Origin of the sequence: Pseudomonas sp. LAP_36 (assembly GCF_019456785.1) — a bacterium.
GTDB classification, from domain to species: Bacteria; Pseudomonadota; Gammaproteobacteria; order Pseudomonadales; family Pseudomonadaceae; genus Aquipseudomonas; species Aquipseudomonas tritici.
The window spans coordinates 181,340-202,264 of record NZ_JAHZMS010000002.1 but is presented as its reverse complement, the minus strand read 5'-3'; the positions used below and the strand labels follow the sequence as shown (position 1 = coordinate 202,264).

General features: G+C 61.1%; 18 protein-coding genes. 10 read left to right on the top strand and 8 right to left on the bottom strand.

Annotation, left to right across the window (positions count from 1 at the left end):
- The first annotated feature begins 115 nt into the window (after positions 1 to 115).
- From JBO08_RS06450 to idi, 3 genes are read left to right on the top strand one after another with little or no spacing between them, the layout of a single operon-like run.
- Positions 116 to 2,353, top strand: coding sequence for a cytochrome P450 (locus tag JBO08_RS06450; RefSeq protein WP_065890995.1), 2,238 nt, complete (start codon positions 116 to 118; stop codon positions 2,351 to 2,353).
- Positions 2,350 to 3,156: a trans-aconitate 2-methyltransferase gene (locus JBO08_RS06445; RefSeq protein WP_220074291.1), complete on the top strand. Its 807-nt coding sequence runs from the start codon at positions 2,350 to 2,352 to the stop codon at positions 3,154 to 3,156. Before JBO08_RS06450 ends, JBO08_RS06445 begins: the two co-directional genes overlap by 4 nt.
- A 27-nt stretch (positions 3,157 to 3,183) precedes the next feature.
- Positions 3,184 to 3,726 carry an isopentenyl-diphosphate Delta-isomerase gene (idi, locus tag JBO08_RS06440; protein ID WP_065873114.1) on the top strand — a complete coding sequence of 181 codons (543 nt, stop codon included), beginning with the start codon at positions 3,184 to 3,186 and terminating at the stop codon, positions 3,724 to 3,726.
- 129 nt (positions 3,727 to 3,855) lie between these two features.
- On the opposite strand, the gene JBO08_RS06435 is transcribed toward idi, so the two are convergent.
- Complete coding sequence (locus JBO08_RS06435; RefSeq protein ID WP_065880504.1) at positions 3,856 to 5,211, bottom strand: PAS domain-containing methyl-accepting chemotaxis protein; 1,356 nt, start codon at positions 5,209 to 5,211, stop codon at positions 3,856 to 3,858.
- 123 nt (positions 5,212 to 5,334) lie between these two features.
- Positions 5,335 to 5,823, bottom strand: a complete 489-nt coding sequence (locus tag JBO08_RS06430) for a helix-turn-helix domain-containing protein (protein ID WP_065873116.1) — start codon at positions 5,821 to 5,823, stop codon at positions 5,335 to 5,337.
- A 108-nt stretch (positions 5,824 to 5,931) separates the two neighbouring features.
- Between JBO08_RS06430 and fabF the strand changes: the two genes are divergently transcribed.
- The 3 genes from fabF (at position 5,932) to JBO08_RS06415 (ending at position 9,796) form a co-directional block, all read left to right on the top strand.
- Positions 5,932 to 7,200, top strand: a complete 1,269-nt coding sequence (gene fabF, locus JBO08_RS06425) for a beta-ketoacyl-ACP synthase II (protein WP_065873117.1) — start codon at positions 5,932 to 5,934, stop codon at positions 7,198 to 7,200.
- 65 nt (positions 7,201 to 7,265) lie between these two features.
- Positions 7,266 to 7,646, top strand: a complete 381-nt coding sequence (locus JBO08_RS06420; protein ID WP_065873118.1) for a RidA family protein — start codon at positions 7,266 to 7,268, stop codon at positions 7,644 to 7,646.
- Positions 7,647 to 7,816: 170 nt separating this feature from the next.
- Complete coding sequence (locus JBO08_RS06415) at positions 7,817 to 9,796, top strand: U32 family peptidase (RefSeq protein WP_220074292.1); 1,980 nt, start codon at positions 7,817 to 7,819, stop codon at positions 9,794 to 9,796.
- A 113-nt stretch (positions 9,797 to 9,909) separates the two neighbouring features.
- Here JBO08_RS06415 and JBO08_RS06410 read toward each other — a convergent pair whose 3' ends face one another.
- Positions 9,910 to 10,824, bottom strand: coding sequence for a DMT family transporter (locus JBO08_RS06410; protein WP_065945973.1), 915 nt, complete (start codon positions 10,822 to 10,824; stop codon positions 9,910 to 9,912).
- 109 nt (positions 10,825 to 10,933) lie between these two features.
- Between JBO08_RS06410 and JBO08_RS06405 the strand changes: the two genes are divergently transcribed.
- Positions 10,934 to 11,374 carry an Lrp/AsnC family transcriptional regulator gene (locus tag JBO08_RS06405; RefSeq protein ID WP_065880500.1) on the top strand — a complete coding sequence of 147 codons (441 nt, stop codon included), beginning with the start codon at positions 10,934 to 10,936 and terminating at the stop codon, positions 11,372 to 11,374.
- A gap of 119 nt (positions 11,375 to 11,493) precedes the next feature.
- Here the strand turns inward: JBO08_RS06405 and xylB are convergent, their stop codons facing one another.
- Genes xylB through JBO08_RS06380 form a run of 5 tightly spaced genes read right to left on the bottom strand, consistent with a single transcriptional unit; the run spans position 11,494 to position 17,452 of the window.
- Positions 11,494 to 12,954, bottom strand: a complete 1,461-nt coding sequence (xylB, locus tag JBO08_RS06400; RefSeq protein ID WP_220074293.1) for a xylulokinase — start codon at positions 12,952 to 12,954, stop codon at positions 11,494 to 11,496.
- A 14-nt stretch (positions 12,955 to 12,968) separates the two neighbouring features.
- Positions 12,969 to 13,961, bottom strand: a complete 993-nt coding sequence (locus tag JBO08_RS06395; protein WP_065873122.1) for a LacI family DNA-binding transcriptional regulator — start codon at positions 13,959 to 13,961, stop codon at positions 12,969 to 12,971.
- A gap of 21 nt (positions 13,962 to 13,982) precedes the next feature.
- Positions 13,983 to 14,915 carry an ABC transporter substrate-binding protein gene (locus tag JBO08_RS06390; protein WP_065873123.1) on the bottom strand — a complete coding sequence of 311 codons (933 nt, stop codon included), beginning with the start codon at positions 14,913 to 14,915 and terminating at the stop codon, positions 13,983 to 13,985.
- A gap of 34 nt (positions 14,916 to 14,949) precedes the next feature.
- Positions 14,950 to 15,927 (bottom strand): ABC transporter permease subunit, encoded by a 978-nt coding sequence (locus tag JBO08_RS06385; protein WP_065873124.1) that lies wholly within the window; start codon positions 15,925 to 15,927, stop codon positions 14,950 to 14,952.
- Positions 15,920 to 17,452, bottom strand: coding sequence for a sugar ABC transporter ATP-binding protein (locus tag JBO08_RS06380; protein WP_220074294.1), 1,533 nt, complete (start codon positions 17,450 to 17,452; stop codon positions 15,920 to 15,922). Before JBO08_RS06380 ends, JBO08_RS06385 begins: the two co-directional genes overlap by 8 nt.
- Before the next feature lie 324 nt (positions 17,453 to 17,776).
- Here JBO08_RS06380 and JBO08_RS06375 point away from each other — a divergent pair, with 324 nt between their 5' ends.
- Genes JBO08_RS06375 through JBO08_RS06365 form a run of 3 tightly spaced genes read left to right on the top strand, consistent with a single transcriptional unit; the run spans position 17,777 to position 20,712 of the window.
- A complete protein-coding gene (locus JBO08_RS06375; RefSeq protein WP_065873126.1) occupies positions 17,777 to 19,117 on the top strand; it encodes a HAMP domain-containing sensor histidine kinase in 1,341 nt (446 codons plus the stop codon).
- Positions 19,102 to 19,485, top strand: a complete 384-nt coding sequence (locus JBO08_RS06370) for a response regulator (protein WP_065909326.1) — start codon at positions 19,102 to 19,104, stop codon at positions 19,483 to 19,485. Before JBO08_RS06375 ends, JBO08_RS06370 begins: the two co-directional genes overlap by 16 nt.
- A gap of 9 nt (positions 19,486 to 19,494) precedes the next feature.
- Complete coding sequence (locus JBO08_RS06365; protein WP_220074295.1) at positions 19,495 to 20,712, top strand: EAL domain-containing response regulator; 1,218 nt, start codon at positions 19,495 to 19,497, stop codon at positions 20,710 to 20,712.
- Positions 20,713 to 20,925 lie beyond the last annotated feature (213 nt).

Here is a 20,925-nt window from a genome sequence, read left to right as displayed (position 1 = left end):
TGGGGCAACGATCTCGACGCGTTCCGCAGGGCGTTTCGGACATCCATGGCCAGTGGTCGCAAAACAGGCGGCTTCCTGGAATAGCCGTCAATTATCTATAAAAAAGGAGAGTTTCATGCCCCCGGAACACCGCGAAAGCGATCCCGGCACCGGCCACGGCCACGGCCATAGCGATCATTTACCGCGATCAACGCTGATTATTCCTCAGATAGACCTTCCTTTCTCCTGTCCGCCACCCCGCACCGACAGCGCTCATTTGCGCGCGCATGCTCTCGCCTGGGCCCAGCGCTACGGTTTGATCGGCCGCCGCGGTGCACATCGTCTGAGCACCACTCCACTGCTCGAACTGGGGATAGCGCTGTGCGGGGAAGCGCCCACGCATCGGGCCGAGATCCTGGTGTGCTGGTATCTGTGGGCACTCATTCTCGATGACCGCATCGACGACGGGCCATGGGCGGAAAACGGTACGTTGGCGTGTTTCGTCAGTGCGGTGCGGGCCGTCACCGAGCAGAACAGTGCTGACCTGTCGGGTGACAAGAACCGATTTGACGACCCCATGCTCGTTGCCCTGGTCGATGATCTGTGGCCACAGACCCGGTACTTGGGTGACGAGCGTTGGCGACAAAGGCTCGTGCGGCATTTGATCCGGCATCTGCATGCGCAGGCGACGCTGGTACGAATGCGCGAAACCGACACGACGCTCACATTGGCCGAGTATCTGCCGCTGCGTCGGGACTCGTTTGGCGCGCTGTTCTTCTTTGATCTGATCGATGGGGCCGAAACGCTCGACCCCTACCAGCCTTCAGCCGACATCGAAGGGTGGAACAGGTTACGCGAACACAGTGCCGACATTATTGCCTGGACGAACGATATCCATTCGATTGCCAAAGATGTGGTGTGTGGTGAGCGCTTCAATCTAGTCTCGATACTGGCGGGCAGCGCTGGCCTCGATTGGCCAGCCGCAATCGAATCCGCCCATCAGATGGTAAATACGGCGGTCGCGCAGTTCACCACTGTCGCCACTCGGCAGGCAGATCAACCGCCGTTCGCCGCGAACCACCCGGATCGGCTGCGACACATTGTGCGGGCGGCGGGCGATTGGCACCGTAGCGTTTCCCGGTATCACCTGCATGCCAACGATTCCGCGGCGCAGGCCGGCCGGCAAGTGGACCTGAATCTCACCCCGCCGACCCTCAAGTCCCGACAGTTCGAAATCGACCCTTACCCCTTATATGAGCGTTTGCGTACCACACTACCGATTGTCTACGACGAGCCCACCGATGTGTGGCTGGTCAGTCGCCATGTGGATGTCAAAGCCGCACTCACCCATCCAGCGGTGAGCAGTAATAACTACGCTTGGCAGATCGGACCGCTGCTGGGACACACGCTAGTCGCCATGGACGGCTGCGAACACACTCAGCACCGGGCGTTGCTCACCCCAGCATTTCGCAGCAAAACACTCGCCGTGCTCGAAACCTCCATCATCTCGGTCACCACCGATCTGCTCGAACGCATGCGCGGCCGCTCCCAGGTGGAACTTATTGAAGATTTCACCACCGCACTGCCGGTGCGGGTGATGGCCAAGGTGCTGGGTCTTCCGGCTGAAACCTGCGAGGAGGTGACGCAGCTAAAGAACTGGTGTGCCATCGGCTTCGCTTATATGGGTAACTATCGACAGGATCCTTCACTGTTGACCGGTGGGTTATCCAACCGAGACAGTTTCTACGACTTCATCCAGCCACACATCGACGCCCGCCGTGCGGAGCCGAAAGACGATTTGATCTCGCAACTCCTGGCAGCCTGCATTGACGGTCAGCCGTTGTCCGAGACGTTCGTGAGGGCCTACTGTGCGATCCTCATGACAGCGGGCAGCGAGACCAGTCACGGCGCGCTGGCCAATCTCATCGTCAACCTGTTGAGCGAGCCAGGCCTCAAGGATGCGGTGATGGCCAATCCAGAGTTGATGGACGATGCGCTCGCCGAAACCCTGCGACGTAACCCTCCGCTGCAGCTCATATTGCGAGAGGCCCGTGAAGCGTTGGAACTGCCGTCCGGAACGATTCCTGCTGGCGCGACCCTGGCTTGCCTGATCGGTTCGGCCAACCGTGATCCGGACCAATTCACCGACCCGGACACCTTCAATATGGCTCGCGGCAATCAGTCGACCAGTCACTTCGCTTTTGGCGCGGGGCGTCACTTCTGCCTGGGATCGCTGCTGGCACGGATGGAAATCACGATCGGCGCTCGCCTGCTGCTGCAGACCTATCCAAACGTACGCTGGTCGCCGGGCTTTCAGCCCATCGAGCGTGGGTTCCTCAACCGCGGGCCCGATCGACTGGAGGTCTCACTATGACCGCTATCGACGCCGCCGAGGCGCCCGACTACACCAGCAGCTATCTCGGTGATCGGCACGACGGCCAATTGGAACGGCTGCGCACCCTGGAATATGCCTTTGACCCGTTGAGCTACACGGTTTTTGATCAGCTTGAGCTGCCGGCCAAGCCCGCTATCCTCGATCTGGGCGCTGGCGCTGGATCGTTCGCGGGTTGGCTGACCCAGCAATATCCTGATGCGACGGTCACGGCCACCGACATCGATACCCGATTCCTGACTGGTTTACCCGGCATTCGGGTGCTCTCCCATAATGCGGCAACCGAGGATTTCCCTGCTGCCTCCTTTGATGTCGTGCACGCACGGGCGCTGCTGTGTCACCTCAATGAGCGCGAAGATGTATTGACGCGAGCGATCACTTGGCTGCGCCCTGGTGGCTGGTTGGTAATCGAAGACATGAGCCTGCAACCGAGCTTGAACACTGCGCACCCGCTGTTCCGCAAAGTGGCCCAGGCCGGCATCGCGCTGCTGGAGCAGTCCATCGGTTCCGACATGCTTTGGGCCGATACCCTCCCCGACCAATTACGTGCCCTTGGACTCGCGAAAGTTACGCACCGCACCGTCGAAGGCCGAATCGGCGACAGCAGCCCAGCCGATACCTTCTGGGCGTCAACCACTGCACAGGCAGGGCCAGCGCTGCTGAAACTCGGGCTACTCACCCAGGAAGACCTGAATGCCATGGCCAACCTGCGTGCGGATCCAGCGTTTACCGACGCAGCGATGACATTAGTCAGCGCCTGGGGACAAGTCCCCACTCTTGAGTAAAAGGCATAGCACTGAAGGACATACAAAATGACCCATAATGTGGTGTTAGTTGACGCACAGGACGTAGAAATCGGTGTTTGTGACAAACGCGTCGCCCACTTGGGGGCGGGACAGCGCCATCGCGCATTTTCGGTACATTTGATCGACAGCGCGGGGCGTCATCTGCTCCAACGGCGTGCCGCAGGCAAAATGCTGTGGCCAGGCTTCTGGTCGAATGCCTGCTGCAGCCATCCAGCCCCTGGCGAGAGCATTACGGATGCCGCGTCTCGTCGCCTGCGCGAGGAACTGGGCATTTCTGCCTCCTGCCGCGTTCTCTATAGTTTTGAATACCATGCGCACTTTGGTGAAATCGGTGCGGAACACGAATTGTGCCATGTGCTGGTTGCCCAATCTGACGCTAAGGTGTTGCCGGCTACCGAAGAAGTCAGCGAGATCAAGTGGCAGACCCGCGCTGAAATATCAGCCCAACTTTCATCGGCACAGGCCCCATTCACGCCGTGGTTCCGGATGGAATGGCAGCGCCTTATATCGGAGCACCCTTCGTTTGATACGCCCGCCTTGCAGGCGTGAAAAATCCGCCGCAGATTCTGCGGCGGCAACCTCTACCGCCCCCTCGACACCGGCAGCGCCAAGGCTGGCGCGATCAATAAGGGGGGCCCTGACCAAAGCCCCCCTCACCACAACCCCCCCTTCTCCACATCAGCCCATCCAACCCACGGCGGTCTTGGGAATCACTTCCGACTCGTCCAGCTTCGACGCAAACATGCTCACGGCCTGCACCGCATCACTGGTGCTGGTGCGAATCTGCAGGATGACCGAGCCCGCCTGATCCGCCAGGTTGACACCGCGTTGGGCGCCTTCCTGGGTGGCGTTCATGCTGGTGACGGCGTCACGGGTTTCCGAGAGGATCATGCCGATCATCTCAGCGATTTCCGCCGTGGAACGGCTGGTGCGCCCGGCCAGTTGCCGCACTTCATCGGCCACTACCGCAAAGCCGCGCCCTTGATCGCCCGCACGTGCCGCTTCGATGGCCGCGTTGAGCGCCAACAGGTTGGTCTGGTCGGCGATACCGCGAATGGTATTGACGATGGCGGTGATCTGCTCCGAACGATCGCCCAGTTGCCCGACCAGTCGCGCAGAAGCGCCAATGTTGTCGGCGATGCGGCGCATCTCGCTGGCGGTCTCCTGGATCACCTGGGTGCCATGCTCGGCAAAACGCTCGGTTTCGGACGAAATATGGTAGGCCCGTGAAGCACCACGGGAGTCTTCCTCGAACTTCTCCACACGCTCGGTGATATCGCTGGCGAACTTGACGATCTTGACCAACTTGCCGTCGCCGTCGTAGACCGGGTTGTAACTGGCTTCCAGCCATACCACCCGGCCATGTTTGCCCAGGCGCTTGAATTGCCCGGTGAAAAATTCGCCGTTGTTCAGGCGACGCCAGAAGTCGGCATATTCACTGCTGTTGACCAGGGTCGGTTCGCAAAACAGGCGGTGGTGTTTGCCTTTGAGTTCCGCCAGCGAATAACCCATCACGTTCAAGAAGTTGGCGTTCGCGTCCAATACGTTGCCGCCGAGGTCAAACTCGATCACGGCCATTGCCCGGTCCAGCGCGACCAGTTTGCTGGAAGTGGCCGCTTCCTGCTCCACTTTGGCGGTGACGTCCAAGGCGTACTTGACCACTTTCAGCACCTGGCCGCGTTCATCCAGGACCGGGTTGTAGCTCGCTTCCAGCCAGACCGTCTTGCCATTGGCATCGACGCGCTTGAAGGTGCCTGATACAAACTTGCCGGCTTTCAAATCACTCCAGAATTGGCTGTACGCTGCACTGCTGGTCAGCGCCGGCAAGCAAAAGTCGCGGTGGGATTTGCCGCTCAATTGACCCGCGCTGTAGCCCAGGGTCTTGAGAAAGTTATCGTTGGCCCGCAGCACCTTGCCATTGAGGTCGAATTCGACCACGGCCATGGAGCGTTCCAGTGCGACGATCAGTCCTTTGTACTCAGTGGATTCGGCCGTCCTGGCCGCCAGTTCGGTTTTGAGTGTTTTGTTGAACATGACGTACCCTCAGCCGCGCGGAAAAACTAATCTCTTGATTGGCTATCGGCTGGGAAATACGCGACTTGACGCGGCAAAAATGTTTATTTTCTGGCGCCAGATAATTGCTGCAGCCCCCGTCATTCAAGGCTTTGCGTCGAGCAGTGCCAACCGCTCGCGCATGCCGGCGCTGGCTGCAGGGCCAGCCTGCAACACGCACTGGTCCAACGGCACCACACGCCCTTCGGCATTTGCAAACATCGGCTGCACCGGCCTGCCCGTTTCGCGCTCCACCAACTCGACACTGGCGCCCTCCTCGGCGTAATGCCGATTGCCCCAGGCCACCAGTGACATCAGCACCATACGGAAATCCTCACCCTTGGCCGTCGGCACATATTCATGGCGCGGCGGGCGTTCGCTGTAGGCCCGGCGTTCGAGCATGCCCGCCTCCACCAACGCGTTGAGACGGCGTGTGAGCATATTGGGCGCGATGCCCAGGCTGCGCGAGAACTCATCGAACCGGCGCAGGCCCTGCAATGCGTCACGCATGATCAGGATGCTCCACCACTCCCCTACCCGTTCAAGGCTGCGGGCGATGGGGCATTCGTCGCGGGTGAGGGACTTGCGTTGCATGGCGGTAACCTGTGGATGAGTACAAATGTGCGTGACGCCATGTTACTTTCATGATGATAGTGACGTCCATAGGGTCTGTTCCCTCAACGCAACTGGAGTCGATTGATCATGAATAAACGCATCGTTGTGACAGGCATGGGCGCACTGACGCCGCTGGGCGCTGACGTGGAATCCACTTGGCAACGCCTGTTGGCCGGGCAGTCGGGCATTCGTCGCCTGCCGGAGGCGTTGATTGGAGACTTGGCCGTCAGCATTGGCGGCCAGGTGCAAAGCGTGCAGCAGGACCCGGAAGCCGGGTTTGATCCTGATCGGCTGCTGGCGGCCAAGGAGCAACGCAAGATGGACCGCTTTATTTTGTTCGCACTGGCAGCGGCGGATGAAGCACTGAAGCAAGCCGGCTGGGCACCGAAAACACCTGAAGAGCAAGAGCGCACTGCCACCATCATTGCCTCAGGCGTGGGCGGCTTCCCGGCGATTGCCGATGCTGTGCGCACCACCGACAGCAAAGGCCCGCGGCGGTTGTCGCCGTTCACTATTCCCTCCTTTCTGAGCAACATGGCGGCCGGGCATGTGTCGATCAACTACGGGTTGAAAGGCCCACTGGGTGCCCCGGTGACCGCTTGTGCGGCGGGTGTGCAGGCCATTGGGGATGCAGCGCGGATGATTCGCGCCGGTGAAGTCGACGTGGCGGTGTGCGGCGGTGCCGAAGCAGCGATCCATCGGGTCAGCCTGGCGGGTTTTGCGGCAGCGCGGGCGTTGTCCAGCGACTTCAATGACACACCTGAACGGGCCTCGCGGCCATTCGACCAGGCGCGTGACGGTTTCGTCATGGGCGAAGGCGCCGGCATCCTCGTCATCGAGGCGCTGGAACATGCCCTGGCGCGGGGTGCACAGCCGATTGCGGAGTTGGTCGGCTACGGCACCAGCGCCGACGCCTATCACATGACGGCCGGTCCTGAAGACGGCGATGGCGCACGGCGGGCGATGGTGCAGGCACTGCGCCAGGCCGGAATCCAGGCGGCTGAGGTGCAGTACTTGAATGCCCACGCCACGTCGACGCCAGTGGGTGACAAAGGTGAATTGGCCGCGATTAAAACGGTGTTCGGCGCCAACGGCAGCCTCGCAATAAGCTCGACCAAATCCGCTACCGGCCACCTGCTGGGGGCTGCGGGTGGCATCGAAGCCATTTTCACCGTACTGGCCCTACGCGATCAGATCGCCCCGGTCACCCTCAACCTGCAAAACCCCGACGCCCTCGCCGATGGCCTGGACCTGCTGCGCGGTGAAGCCCGGCCAATGGCGATTGAATACGCACTGTCCAACGGCTTCGGTTTTGGCGGCGTCAATGCCAGTGTGCTGTTCCGCCGCTGGGCGTAGTTTGCCCCTGCTGTCGTTTTCGAGGACCATGGGCGCCTTTCTGAACCTGCCAACGCGAGGCGCCCATGGCCAACCACGACCTGCACTACACCCCTGACCCAGATGCCGACTCGATTTCATCGGATGTGATCGGCTTCAACGGCATCCTGGTGTCCACCCAGATCCCGACCCGCGCCGATGGCAGCCTGGAACTGGGCGACATCACCCTGCAAAGCGAATGCACCCTGCAAGCCTTGAAAGTCGCGCTGGAAAAGGCCGGCAGTTCCATGGATCGGGTGATGCACTTGACCATCTACCTCACCGACATGGCCGATCGCGCCGCCTTTAATGAGGTCTACAAACGCTTCTTCGCCAAGCCCTGGCCCGTGCGCGCGGCGGTGGGTGTGGCTGCGTTGGCGGTAGAAGGCATGCGCGTTGAAGTCACCGCAATGGCCGCCAAGGCCTAAGCCGAACTCGGTCAAAAATGTGGGAGCGGGCTTGCTCGCTCCCACATTCGATTGGGTTTGCACCCTCTAAGCATGGGACGCATAGGCCGCCAGCCCTGCGGTAGGTGCCCGCCCAGCGTTTCACAGCTACAATGCGCGCCTCAACCGTGACAAGCCTGACTAAAAAAACTATGTCCTTGCCCAAGCATCACCTCGAATTGCTCAGCCCTGCCCGTGATGTCGCCATTGCGCGCGAGGCCATCCTGCATGGCGCCGACGCCATCTACATCGGCGGCCCGAGCTTCGGCGCGCGCCATAACGCCTGTAACGAAGTGAGTGAGATCGCTTCCCTGGTGGAGTTCGCACGCCGCTACCACGCGCGCGTGTTCACCACCATCAACACCATCCTGCATGACAACGAACTGGAACACGCGCGCAAGCTGATCCATCAGCTCTACGACGCCGGCGTCGATGCGTTGATCGTGCAAGACCTGGGCGTGATGGAACTGGATATTCCGCCCATCGAGCTGCACGCCAGCACCCAGACCGACATTCGTACCCTCGGCCGCGCCAAGTTCCTCGACCAGGCCGGTTTCTCGCAGCTGGTATTGGCCCGTGAGCTGAACCTGCAGGAAATCCGCGCCATCGCTGATGAAACCGATGCGGCCATTGAGTTTTTTATCCACGGCGCCTTGTGCGTAGCGTTCTCCGGGCAGTGCAACATCTCCCACGCGCAAAATGGCCGCAGCGCCAACCGTGGCGACTGCTCCCAGGCCTGCCGCCTGCCGTACACCTTGAAGGATGACCAGGGCCGCGTCGTGGCGTTTGAAAAGCACCTGCTGTCGATGAAAGACAACAACCAGAGCGCCAACCTGCGCGCCCTGGTCGAGGCCGGCGTGCGCTCGTTCAAGATCGAAGGCCGCTACAAAGACATGGGCTATGTGAAGAACATCACCGCCTATTACCGCCAGCGCCTCGACGAGATTCTTGAAGACCGCCCGGACCTGGCTCGCGCGTCCAGCGGCCGTACGGCGCATTTCTTCCTGCCCGACCCGGAAAAAACCTTCCACCGTGGCAGCACCGACTATTTCGTCAGCGACCGCAAGATCGACATCGGCGCCTTCGACACCCCGACGTTTACCGGCTTGCCGGTGGGTGTGGTGGAAAAAGCCGGCAAGCGCGACTTGCAGGTTGTCACCCATGAGCCGTTGTCCAACGGCGACGGCCTCAATGTGCTGGTCAAGCGTGAAGTCGTGGGTTTCCGCGCCAACATCGCCGAGCCTAAAGGCGAGTTCGAGGAAGACGGCGAGAAACGCTACCGCTACCGCGTCGAGCCGAACGAAATGCCGGCCGGCCTGCATCAACTGCGCCCGAATCATCCGCTGAACCGCAACCTGGACCATAACTGGCAGCAGGCCTTGCAAAAGACCTCCGCCGAGCGCCGTATCGGGCTGGCGTGGGCCGCGCGCCTGCGTGAAGAGCAGTTGGAAGTCACCGCCACCAGCGAAGAAGGCATCAGCGCCAGCGTCACCCTGCCCGGCCCGTTCGGCGTGGCCAACAAGCCGGAACAGGCGCTGGACACCCTGCGCGACCTGCTCGGCCAGTTGGGCACCACCGAATACCACGCGACGGACATCGCGCTGGATGCACCGCAAGCGTTCTTCATCCCCAACTCACAGCTCAAGGCACTGCGCCGCGAAGTGATTGAAGCGCTGACCGCCGCACGCATCGCCGCTCACCCGCGCGGTGGCCGCAAAGCCGAGACCTCGCCGCCGCCGGTGTACCCGGAAGCACACCTGTCGTTCCTGGCCAATGTGTACAACCAGAAAGCCCGCAACTTCTACCACCGTCACGGTGTGAAACTGATCGACGCCGCCTTCGAAGCCCACGAAGAAACCGGCGAAGTGCCGGTGATGATCACCAAGCACTGCCTGCGTTTCTCGTTCAACCTGTGCCCTAAACAGGCCAAGGGTGTCACCGGCGTGAAGACCAAGGTAGCGCCGATGCAGTTGATCCATGGCGATGAAGTGCTGACCTTGAAGTTCGACTGCAAGCCGTGCGAGATGCACGTGGTGGGCAAGATAAAGGGGCACATCCTCGGTCTGCCGCAGCCGGGCAGTGCGGTGGAGCATTTCAACCCGGAAAACATCATCTTTCAGGGCACACACTGATCCATCGCCAATATTGGAACAGCTTGTAGTGAGCGGGCTTGTCCAGCGCTGGGCTGCGAAGCGGCCCCAATAAAAAACACCGCGTTCTTCCAGGTAGAACACGGTGTCTGATTTTAGGGCCGCTTCGCAGCCCAGCGCGGGACAAGCCCGCTCACTACAGGCCAGCGCCAGCCGCGCTGCAGGCCGGCAGCCGCCAGCAGAATCGCCACGACCCCCAGCCATTGCAGCCAGCCCAGGCGATGCCCGAAAGCCATCCAATCGACGAAGATCGCTGCAATCGGATAGATAAACGACAGTGCTCCGGTGATGGCCGTCGGCAATTTCTGGATCGCGCCATACAGCAACACATACATCAAGCCGGTGTGCACCACGCCAAGCGTTACCAGTGCGGCCCAGGCGTCTGGCGCCGTTGGCAGGCTGTTCCAGGGCACTAAAGGCGCCAGCAGCACCGCCCCGGTTGCGACTTGGATCAACGCCATCAAATGCGGCGGTACCTCTTTCAAGCGCTTGATGATCAACGCCGCAATCGCATACAAAAACGCTGCGCCCAACGCCAGCGCGATACCCACCAGGTAATCTGCGCCGCTGCTCTGTTGATCGCCATGGGCGGTAACAATCGCCAACATCCCGAGAAACGCCACGCTCAGCCACGCAAGCTTCTGCACGGTGATCTTTTCACCCAGGAACACCGCCGCCAACATCACCAACATGAACGGCTGCACGTTGTACACCGCCGTACTGATGGCAATTGACGCGTGGGAATAGGACTCAAACAGCAACAACCAATTACCGACAATCGCCACGCCACTGAGCATGGCCAGCCCGACCTTGGCCCAGCTGAGCAGGTCCAGGCGCAAGTACCCGAGCAGCGCGCACACCAGCAACAGTGTCAGCCCGCCGATCACGCAGCGCCAGAACACCACTTCGATCACCGACACGCCAGAGACCAATACAAACCAGCCAATGGTGCCCGAGATCAGCATGGCGGCGACCATTTCCCACGACCCGCGACGGATGGATGTGTCCATGATTAAGGCTCCTCAAGTGAGGCTCAATTATGGCAATCTGCTTGAGAGCGGCTCCAGTGACTAAAAAAGGTCAAACACCTGGATAGCCTTTACTTATTAGGCGGACCCCATGATTGACACCATCGACCAGCAACTGATCGCCGCTTTGACGGACGACTCACGCCTGTCGCTCAAGGCCTTGGCCGGCATTACCGGGCTGTCTTCGCCCAGTGTTGGCGAGCGTTTGCGGCGTCTTGAAGAGCGCGGCGTGTTGACCCACTACACCGTGGATATCGACCCCAAGCATTTTGGCTATCTGTTGCAGGCCATCGTGCGCATTCGCCCGTTACCCGGCAAGTTGCAGGAGGTGGAGCGCCAGATCCAAGCGATCCCCGAGTTCACGGAGTGCGACAAGGTCACGGGCGAGGATTGTTTTATTGCGCGGCTGCATGTGCGCACCATGGATCATCTGGACAGTTTGCTTGACCGGCTTAACGCCTATGCGGAAACCAACACGGCCATCGTCAAGAAAACCCCGGTGAAACGGCGTTTGCCACCGCTGGGGGATTAACACGGCAGTTCTAATGTGGGAGCTGGCTTGCCTGCGATTGCGATCTGCCAGTTGATACTTGCATTGCTGACCCACCGCTATCGCAGGCAAGCCAGCGCCCACAATTCGAACGGCTTCGTTTATTCGTGCAGCGTTTTGGCCGCTACCAGCAAGCCTCGGAACTTGCGGTACCGCGCTTCCAGCACCGGCCGCTGCGTGGCATCAGGCAAATACCTCGCCTTCACCGGCATCCCCGCCTGCAACAACGCCTCCCCCTGCCCGATCGCCAGGAACCCCAGCTTTGCCGCACCGATGCACGCACTCAACTCACTGCCGTGCAAGGTGAAGATTTCCCGCTGCAGGATATTCGCCAGCAACTGCGCCCAGTATTCGCTGCGCGCCCCGCCCCCCACCAGGGCGCAGGCACCGACATTCGCACCCGCCGATTGCACGGCGTGCAAGGCATCGAGCAACCCGAAGCCCACACCTTCCATCACCGCGTAGCCGAGCATGGCGGGCGTGCAGTCATGGCCCAGGCTCATGAATCCACCGCGCAGCAACGGATCGTTATGGGGGGTACGTTCACCGGCGAGGTACGGTAGAAACAGCGGTGTGTTCAAAGGCACAGGCTGCCCTATGGGCAACTGCAGTTGCACGTGGTCCAACAACGTTTGCTCATCCGCCATGCCGGTCAGCCGCGTCACCCAGCGCAAGCAACTGGCACCGGCCAGCATCGCGCCCATGGTGTACCAACGGTTGGGCAACGCATGGCAGAAGCTGTGCACGGCACTGGCTGGGTTGCCGGCAGCGTGGTCAGTGATGGCGACAATCGCCGCGCTGGTGCCGAGGGTGATGAAGCCATCGCCTGCGTTGATCGCACCGATACCCACGGCGGCCACCGGATTATCGCCACCGCCGCCAGCAATCACTACGTCAGTCGACAGCCCCAGCTCGGTTGCCGTCAAACCCGCACTCGCGGCGCCGCCTTCGACCAACTTGGGCATCTGTTCCGGCACAAGGCCCGTCGCGCGCAGCATCGGGGCGAACCACTCACGCTGTGCCACATCCAGCCACAACGTCCCGGCAGCGTCGGACATCTCGCTGATACGCTCGCCACTCAGGCGCAAACGCAGGTAGTCCTTGGGCGACAACACGCAGTCGATGGCCTTGAATACCTCAGGCTCATGCTGTTGCAACCACAGCAATTTCGGCGCCGTGAGCCCGGCCATGGGCAGGCTGCCCGTGACGTCGGCAAACCCCGCCCCCAACTGTTCAGCCTCAGCGATCGCGCGCGAATCGTCCCACAGGATTGCGGGATACAACACGCGGTTGTCCTCCCCCAACAACACAGCACCGTGCATTTGCCCGGACAGGCCGATACAGGCCACACGCGCAAACGCCTCGTGCGCACGCAGTTGCCCCAACGCCTGCACACACGCCTGCCACCAATCTTCCGGCGCCTGCTCGGACCAGCCGCTGTGGCGCCGCGACACACTCAGACGCACGCCGGCGTGGGCCAGCACCCTACCGTCGAGGTCCATCAGGATGGCCTTGAGTTCTGAGGTGCCGAGGTCTATTCCGAGGGAAACAGGAAGGTTCATACGTGGTTTTCCAATCAACTACAGCCACATGAGTCACGCCATTGCAGGGTTGGCGCCAGGCGCACGCTCTGGGGCGGTGCCGTGGGCGAAGCCATGCGTTGCAACAACAGGCCGACAGCGCGAGCGCCGAGTGCCTTGACCGGCTGAGCGATCAAGGTCAGGCGCGGCACGAAAAAGTCCGCCCAGTCAAAATCATCAAAGCCGACCAAGGCCATCTGCCCCGGCACGGCGATGTGTGCGTCACGCAGCGCGTGCATGGCGCCGAGGGTCATCAGGTTGTTGCCGGCCATGATTGCCGTGGGCGGCGCGGCCAGGCCCAGCAACTGCGCCGTGGCCTGGCGTGCCGGCTCTGTGTTGGAGCCGCCATTGACCAACAGCTGTGGATCAAACGCCAGCCCCGCCACGTGCAACGCCGCGCGGTAACCGGCCACTCGCTCATCGGTGGTGCTGAACCCCTCGCGTCCGGCGATAAAGCCAATGCGGCGGTGACCATGGGCGATCAGATGTTCAATAAGGGCCTGGGTGGGCTCGGCGTTGTCCACCCCGACCTGGTCAAACTGCTCGCTCATCATGCGGTCCACCAGCACCGCTGGAATCTCGTTGGCGCGCAGGTACTCCAGCGCCTTGGAGCCGTTCGAGGGTGCCAGCACAATCCCGTCGACCCGCCGATGATGCAGCGCCGTGACCACCCGCAGCTCCTGCTCCGGGTCGTCGTGGGTGTCGACAAACAGCATCATGTAGCCGTGTTTGGCGCATTCGGTTTCAATCGCGTGCACCGTTTCACTGAAGTAGTGGTTGGACAGCGCCGAGATCGCCACGCCAATCGTGCTTGTACTTGACCGGGCCAGCGAGCGCGCCAGGGTGTTGGGGATGTACCCCAGCGCCTGGATTGCCTGCTGCACCGCTTGCACCGTGGCCGGGCTGACCTTGCGGGTACCGTTCAACACATGGGACACCGTCGATGTCGACACCCCCGCCCTGCTTGCGACGTCATCCATGGTGACCACGGCGCTGTTCCTCTCACTGATTCAACGTTTACTCGACCAACCGCTGTACGTACCGACGTTGTCACGGGTGATTAGTTTTGGCGTGAGCAGGGTCACCGCTTCGGCTGGGGCTTTGTCGTTGAGAATGTCATTGCCCACGTTCACCGCGGTCTGCGCCATGGCCCAAGGGTCCTGGCTGGCGGACGCCTGGATTTGCGTGTCGGTCTTCAGCGCATTCTCGATATCCGGCGCGCCGTCCACCGACGTGATAACGATGCCGCTGCGCTTGAGCTGCTTGGCCGCCAGGTCGCTGCCGATGGCTTGCGGGTCGTTGATCGCGAACAGGCCGTCGATTTTCGGGAAGCGCGTCAGGTAACCCTGCATGGCGTTCAAACCACCTTCGCGCGAGCCCTTGGCGTCCTGGTCATCGGACAGCACCTTGATCTGCGGCGCACTGGCGAGTGCCGCCTTGCACCCTTTGACGCGGTCGGTCACGGCAGTGACTTGCGGGCCGTTCTGGATGATCACATTGCCCTTGCCGGCGAGCTTATCCACCAGGTACTGGCAGGCCAGCTTGCCGGCCTCGACGTTGTCGGTCTGCACGGTGGCGTTCACACCTTTGGCGTCGACATCCACGGCGACCACGACAATGCCGGCGTCGCGGGCTTTCTTGATGGCCGAGGCCATGGCGGACGGGTCTACCGCGTTGATCAGGATCAGGTCGACCTTGGACGAGATAAAGTTGTCGATCTGCGAAAACTGCTTGCTCAAGTCATAGTCGGCCGACACCGAGGTCACCTTGACGTTGGGATTGAGCTCCTTGGCCCGCGCCGTGGCGCCATCGGCCAGGGTCACGAAATACGGGTTACCCAACGAGCCCATGCTGATGCCGAGGGCTTTGAGTTCGCGCGCTTCGACGGCTTGGGACATCAAGGCAGCCAAGGCAATAACGGGAAAGATACGTTTGACGTTCATGCGGGTCTCTCTTGTGATTGTTGTATGAGTGAAATCAGGTCCGCGCACCGGACTGGCGATAACGATCCAGCGCCACTGCGCCAATGATCACGATGCCCTTGATGATGTATTGCCAGATATCCGAGACGCCCAGCAGCACCAGGCCGTTGGTGAGTACCGCGATGATCAGCGCGCCGATCAGCGTGCCGCCGATGGTGCCGACGCCGCCGGTAAAGCTGGTGCCGCCAAGGATCACCGCGGCAATCGCGTCCAGCTCATAGGATTGCCCCAGTTGCAGGCCGTTGGCCGCGAACAGGCGCGAAGCGCTCATCACCGCGCCCAGCCCGGCCAACGCACCGGACATGGCGTAGACGAACAGCAACACCTTCCACACCTTGATCCCCGACAATCGCGCCGCTTCCGGGTTACCGCCCACCGAGTAGATCTGCACGCCCATCACCGTGCGCCGCAGGATAAACCACGACAGCGCCACCACCGCGACGGCAATGATCACCAGCCAGGGCACACCGAGCACCGAGTCATTGCCGATAAACGCAAACGGCAGGTCGGGGTTGAACACGGTCTTGTCATCGGCCAATAGGCGCGCCAAACCGCGCATGGCGGTCAGTGCGCCGAGGGTGACGATAAACGGCGGCAGGCGCATAAAGGCGATCAATCCGCCGTTGACCAGGCCCAGCAACAGCCCGAAGCCAATACCGGCGGCAATCCCGAACATGCCGAACTGCGGCGACATCGACGCTTGCAACGCCACCACCGCCGACGCGGCCAGGATTGCGCCCACCGACAGGTCGATACCCGCCGTGAGAATCACAAAGGTCATGCCCGCCGCCAGCACCACGTTCACCGAGGCCTGCTGGGTGATGATCGACAGGTTCTGCACCGTCAGGAAGTTCTCGCTGGCCAGGGCAAAGCCCACCAGCAACAGGATCAGCACCGGCAACATGCCGACGGTGCGCATCAACTCGCGTGCGCGTTCAGCTTTACCTATTGTTGCAACGTTCAATTCAGCCATTGGCAACCACCTGATCGCCACCGGTGGCGAGGTCAATAATACGTTCTTGGGAAATAACCTGGCCCGACGCCCCGCCGACTTCAGCCACCAACTGGCCTTCGCGCATGATCAGCACGCGGTCGCAGGTGCCGATGATTTCCGGCAGCTCGCTGGAAATCACCACAATGCCGACACCGGCCTGCGCCAGTTGATTGATGATGCGGTAGATCTCGGACTTGGAACCGATGTCCACGCCGCGTGTAGGCTCGTCGAGGATCAGCACATGCGGCTTGACCTCCAACAGTCGCGCCAGCAGCACCTTTTGCTGATTGCCGCCGGACAGCGCGCCGACATTGACCTTGCCCGACGCCACGCGAATCGACAGTGACTGGATCGCGTCCCTCGCGCGTTGCGCCGCGTGGCCACGATCGAGCACACCACCGGCATGCGCATCCGGTACACACGCGCAGACATTGATGTTGTCGGCCACGCTCATGTCGAGGAACAGGCCCTGGGCCTTGCGGTCTTCGGTGAGGTAAACGACGCCGGCGCGAATCGCATCCGCCGGGGTGCGCAGTTGGGTGATGGTCTTGCCGACCACTTCCAGGGTGCCGGAGGTGCGTGGGTCGGCGGCAAAGATCAGCCGTGCCAGTTCGGTGCGCCCTGCCCCGACCAGGCCGGCAATACCGAGCACTTCGCCGGCATGCAGGTCGAAACTACAGTTGCGCACGCGCTTGCCATCGGCCATGTCGCGCACGCGCATCACCACGTTGCCGGGGTTATACGCAGCGTGTTCCTTCTTGTAGAACCCCGACAGGTCGCGGCCCACCATCATTTTCACGAGCACTTCGGCCGACAGCGCCTCGCGGGTCAGCTCGCCGATGTATTGGCCGTCACGCAGCACCGAAACGCGGTCCGACAGCTCGTAGATCTCGGCCATGCGGTGGCTGATATAGATGATCGCCAACCCTTGGCTGCGCAGCTGTTTGATCAGCGCGAACAAACGGTCGGTCTCGCGGGATGACAAGGGTGTGGTGGGTTCGTCCATCACCAGGATCTTGGCGTGGGCATGCAAGGCGCGGGCGATTTCCACCAGTTGGCGCTCGGCAATCGACAGGTTGCTGACCCGCGTTGACGGGGTGAACTCCGCGCCAAGGCGTTGCAGCACCTCGATGCACCCGGCCTCCATGCCTTTGCGGTCGATGGTCCAGCCACGCCGCAGTTCGCGGCCCAGGTAGATGTTCTCGGCCACGCTCAGGTTCGGGCACAGGCTCAGTTCCTGATAGATCACGGCAATGCCGAGGGCTTTGGCGGTGGCGGGGTCGAAGGTGGGGATGGGCTGGCCGGCAATGCGGATTTCACCGCCGGGGTCGGCTTGATAGGCGCCGGAAAGGATTTTCATCAAGGTCGATTTGCCGGCACCGTTCTCCCCCATCAAGGCGTGGATTTCGCCGGGGTAGACCTTCAGGCCGACATTCTTGAGCACGCGCAAACCATTGAAGGTTTTGCTGATGCCCTGCATCTCAAGCAAGGGTTCAAGGCTCATGAATGAGCTCCTGGAATTATTATTTTTGTAATCGAGTGAGCCGACTCTAATTCAGATACATTTTCTTACGCAAGCGCTTGCGTTGACCATTTGTCGATTGATGAAACGTTTCATCACCCTCAAATTCGAAAACCACTGTTTTCGGATCGAATATATCCATTCGAAGGTATTTCTCCCTTAGCCAGCCATCAAAACGCCATAATTTCTGCTATTGTCCAAGGACCTCATCTCCTCCTCGTCGCCTCCAAGCGATCTTCTGTGAGCATGCTCTGCGCCATCGCCGATTGACGATGACGGGCCTGAATACCACGGAACGCCACAGCGATGGACACACCGTTACCCGAACAGCCGCAATCGCGCGCCGAAAAAATCGTCGAGTTCAAACGCCAGAAAACCCTGCTCAAGACCGGCGCCCTGCAAGACGCCATCTTCAACAGCGCCTATTTCTCGAGCATCGCCACCGATGAAAAAGGCGTAATCCAAATCTTCAACGTCGGCGCAGAACGCATGCTCGGCTATGCCGCCGCCGATGTGGTCAACCGCATCACCCCCGCCGATATCTCCGACCCCATCGAACTGGTCACCCGCGCAGCCGCGCTCAGCCAGGAACTGGACACGCCGATCACGCCGGGCTTCGAAGCGCTGGTGTTCAAGGCCTCCCGGGGTATCGAAGACATCTACGAGCTGACCTATATCCGCAAGGATGGCAGTCGCCTGTCGGCCATGGTGTCGGTGACCGCCTTGCGCAACCGGCATGACACGATCATCGGTTACCTGCTGATCGGCACCGACAACACCGCGCGCAAGCAGGAAGAAGCCGAACGCAAAGGCTTCGAGCGCGCCCTGGAAGAGAAGAACCTGGAGCTGGAGCACGCCAGCCACATGAAGTCCGAGTTCCTCGCCACCATGTCCCACGAACTGCGCACGCCGCTGAATGCGGTGATCGGTTTTTCCGAGGCGCTCAAGGACGGGCTGGTCGGCGAAATGAGCGAGACCCAGCGCGAGTACATCGGTGACATCTTCACCAGCGGCCAGCACTTGCTGTCATTGATCAACGACATTCTCGACCTGTCCAAGGTCGAGGCCGGCATGATGGAGCTGGAACTGGAGAGCGCGGAGCTTTCCGGCTTGTTGGCCAACAGTCTGTTGATCGTGCGGGAAAAGGCCGCGCTGCAACGTATTCAACTGAAGCTGGAAAGCCCTGAAGACCTCGGCTGCCTGGAACTGGACCTGCGCAAGACCAAGCAGATCGTCTACAACCTGCTGGCCAATGCGGTGAAGTTCAGCGAGCACGGCAGCTCAGTGACGCTGACGGTGCGCCAGGTGGCCCGCGAGCAGGTCGGGCAGATTCCCGGCGAATGGCCGGTGTACCGCTTCGACTTGCCCGACAGTGCGCATCAACAGTTCCTCGAGTTGAGCGTCAGCGACACCGGGATTGGTATCGCTGAGGACGACATGGGCAAGCTGTTCAAGGCGTTCAGCCAGATCGACAGCGGCCTGGCGCGCAAATTCGAAGGCACCGGCCTGGGGCTGGCGATGGTCAAGCAACTGACGGATTTGCACGGCGGCAGTGTTGCCGTGGCCAGCCGTGAAGGCTGTGGCGCGCGGTTTGTCGCGTGGTTGCCGCTGCATCGCACGCCGGAGGCAGCATGGCCGAGATCCTGATCATTGAAGACAATGAAGCCAATATGCGCCTGGCGCGCTTGTTGTTGGTGAATGCCGGCCACACGGTGCTGTGGGCACCCGATGCCGAAACCGGCATGACCCTGGCCCGCGCACAACAGCCGGCGTTGATCCTGATGGACATTCAACTGCCCGGCATGGACGGCCTGGCGGCCACGGCACTGCTCAAGCAAGACCCGCTGACCGCACACATCCCGGTGATCGCCCTGACGGCCATGGCGATGAAAGAAGACCGCGAAAAGACCCGGCTCGCCGGGTGTGACGCCTACATCACCAAGCCGTTGCGTTACAAAGAGCTGTACCAAGTGATCGACACCTTGCTGCAAACGCCCAACAGACCCCTCACATGAGTCCGCTCCATGGCCAGCCAACCCGCGACGTTGTTGATCGTTGATGATGAACCCCAGGTGCGCAAACTCCTGGAAACCCTGCTGCAACACGAGGGCTACCAGACCCTGAGTGCGAGCAGCGGTGAAGAAGCCTTGCAGTTGGTGGCGCAGCAGCCCCCGGACCTGATCCTGCTGGACGTGATGATGCCGGGCATGGACGGCTATGAAGTCGCCAGCCAATTAAAGGGTGATGACACCACCGCGGGTATTCCGATCATCATGTTATCCGCCCTCAGTGAGCAAAGCGCCCGTGTCAGTGGGCTGGAGGCCGGTGCCGAGGAATTCATCAGCAAGCCGGTCGAGCGTGTCGAGTTGTGGTTGCGAGTGCGCAACCTGCTGCGGCTCAAAGAACGTGGTGACCAGGCAAGCCATTCGCGCGAGCTGGGGCAACTGCAAACGGGAATGAATGTGCATGACTTGGCCCTTCAGGACCTCGAAAATGCCTTGCGCCACGCCGTCGAGCGCGAAGACTTCACCGTGCATTACCAGCCCAAGGTCGATATCGCCAGCGGCCGCCTCTGCGCCCTCGAAGCACTGCTGCGCTGGGAGAGGCCCGACTACGGCCCCGTATCCCCGGCCGTGTTTGTGCCGATATTGGAACGCCTTGGGCTGATTGTGCCTGTGGGACGCTGGGTGATAGAGCAGGTGTGCCAACAGATTGCCGAGTGGCAACGTGGCGCCATTGGTGCGGTGGAGGTGTCGGTGAACGTCTCCGGCCATCAACTGATCGAAGGCGACCTGATTGCCGATATCGCGCGCACCCTGGCGCAAACCGGGGTCGAGCCGCATTGGCTCGAAGTGGAGCTGACCGAAGGCTCCTTGATGGAAAACACCCAGCACACCATCGCCAGCCTGCAGCGCCTGCACGCCATGGGCGTGAAGATTTCCATCGATGACTTCGGCACCGGCTATTCGAGCCTGGCGTACCTGCGGCGTTTTCCTATCGATACGTTGAAGATCGACATTGCGTTTATCCGCGAAGTCACCACCAACCCGCAGGACGCGGCGATCACCCGCACCATCATTGAACTGGCCCACAGCCTCAAACTGCGGGTGGTGGCTGAAGGCGTGGAAACCCAGGCGCAGTTGGCGTTCTTGAAAGAGGCCGGTTGTGATCAGATCCAAGGTTACCTGTTCAGCCGGCCGTTGCCGGTGGAAACCCTGGAGCGCTTGTTGCTGGAGCGTTGAGAGGTCCCGCTCACTACACAGTTGCGTCGAGTTGGGGGGGAGCGCTACGGATCCAGCACACGCTGGCCTTCTTCCACGTAGTCGCCCAGGCGTTTCTCGAACACCAGCACGCCGGCGCAGGTTGGTTTTAGCGGGCTGTCGTTTATGGGTCAAATAGGTCGCGAATGAATGTTCGAGGCCGCAATCACATTGAACCTGCTTGCGGCGCGTGCT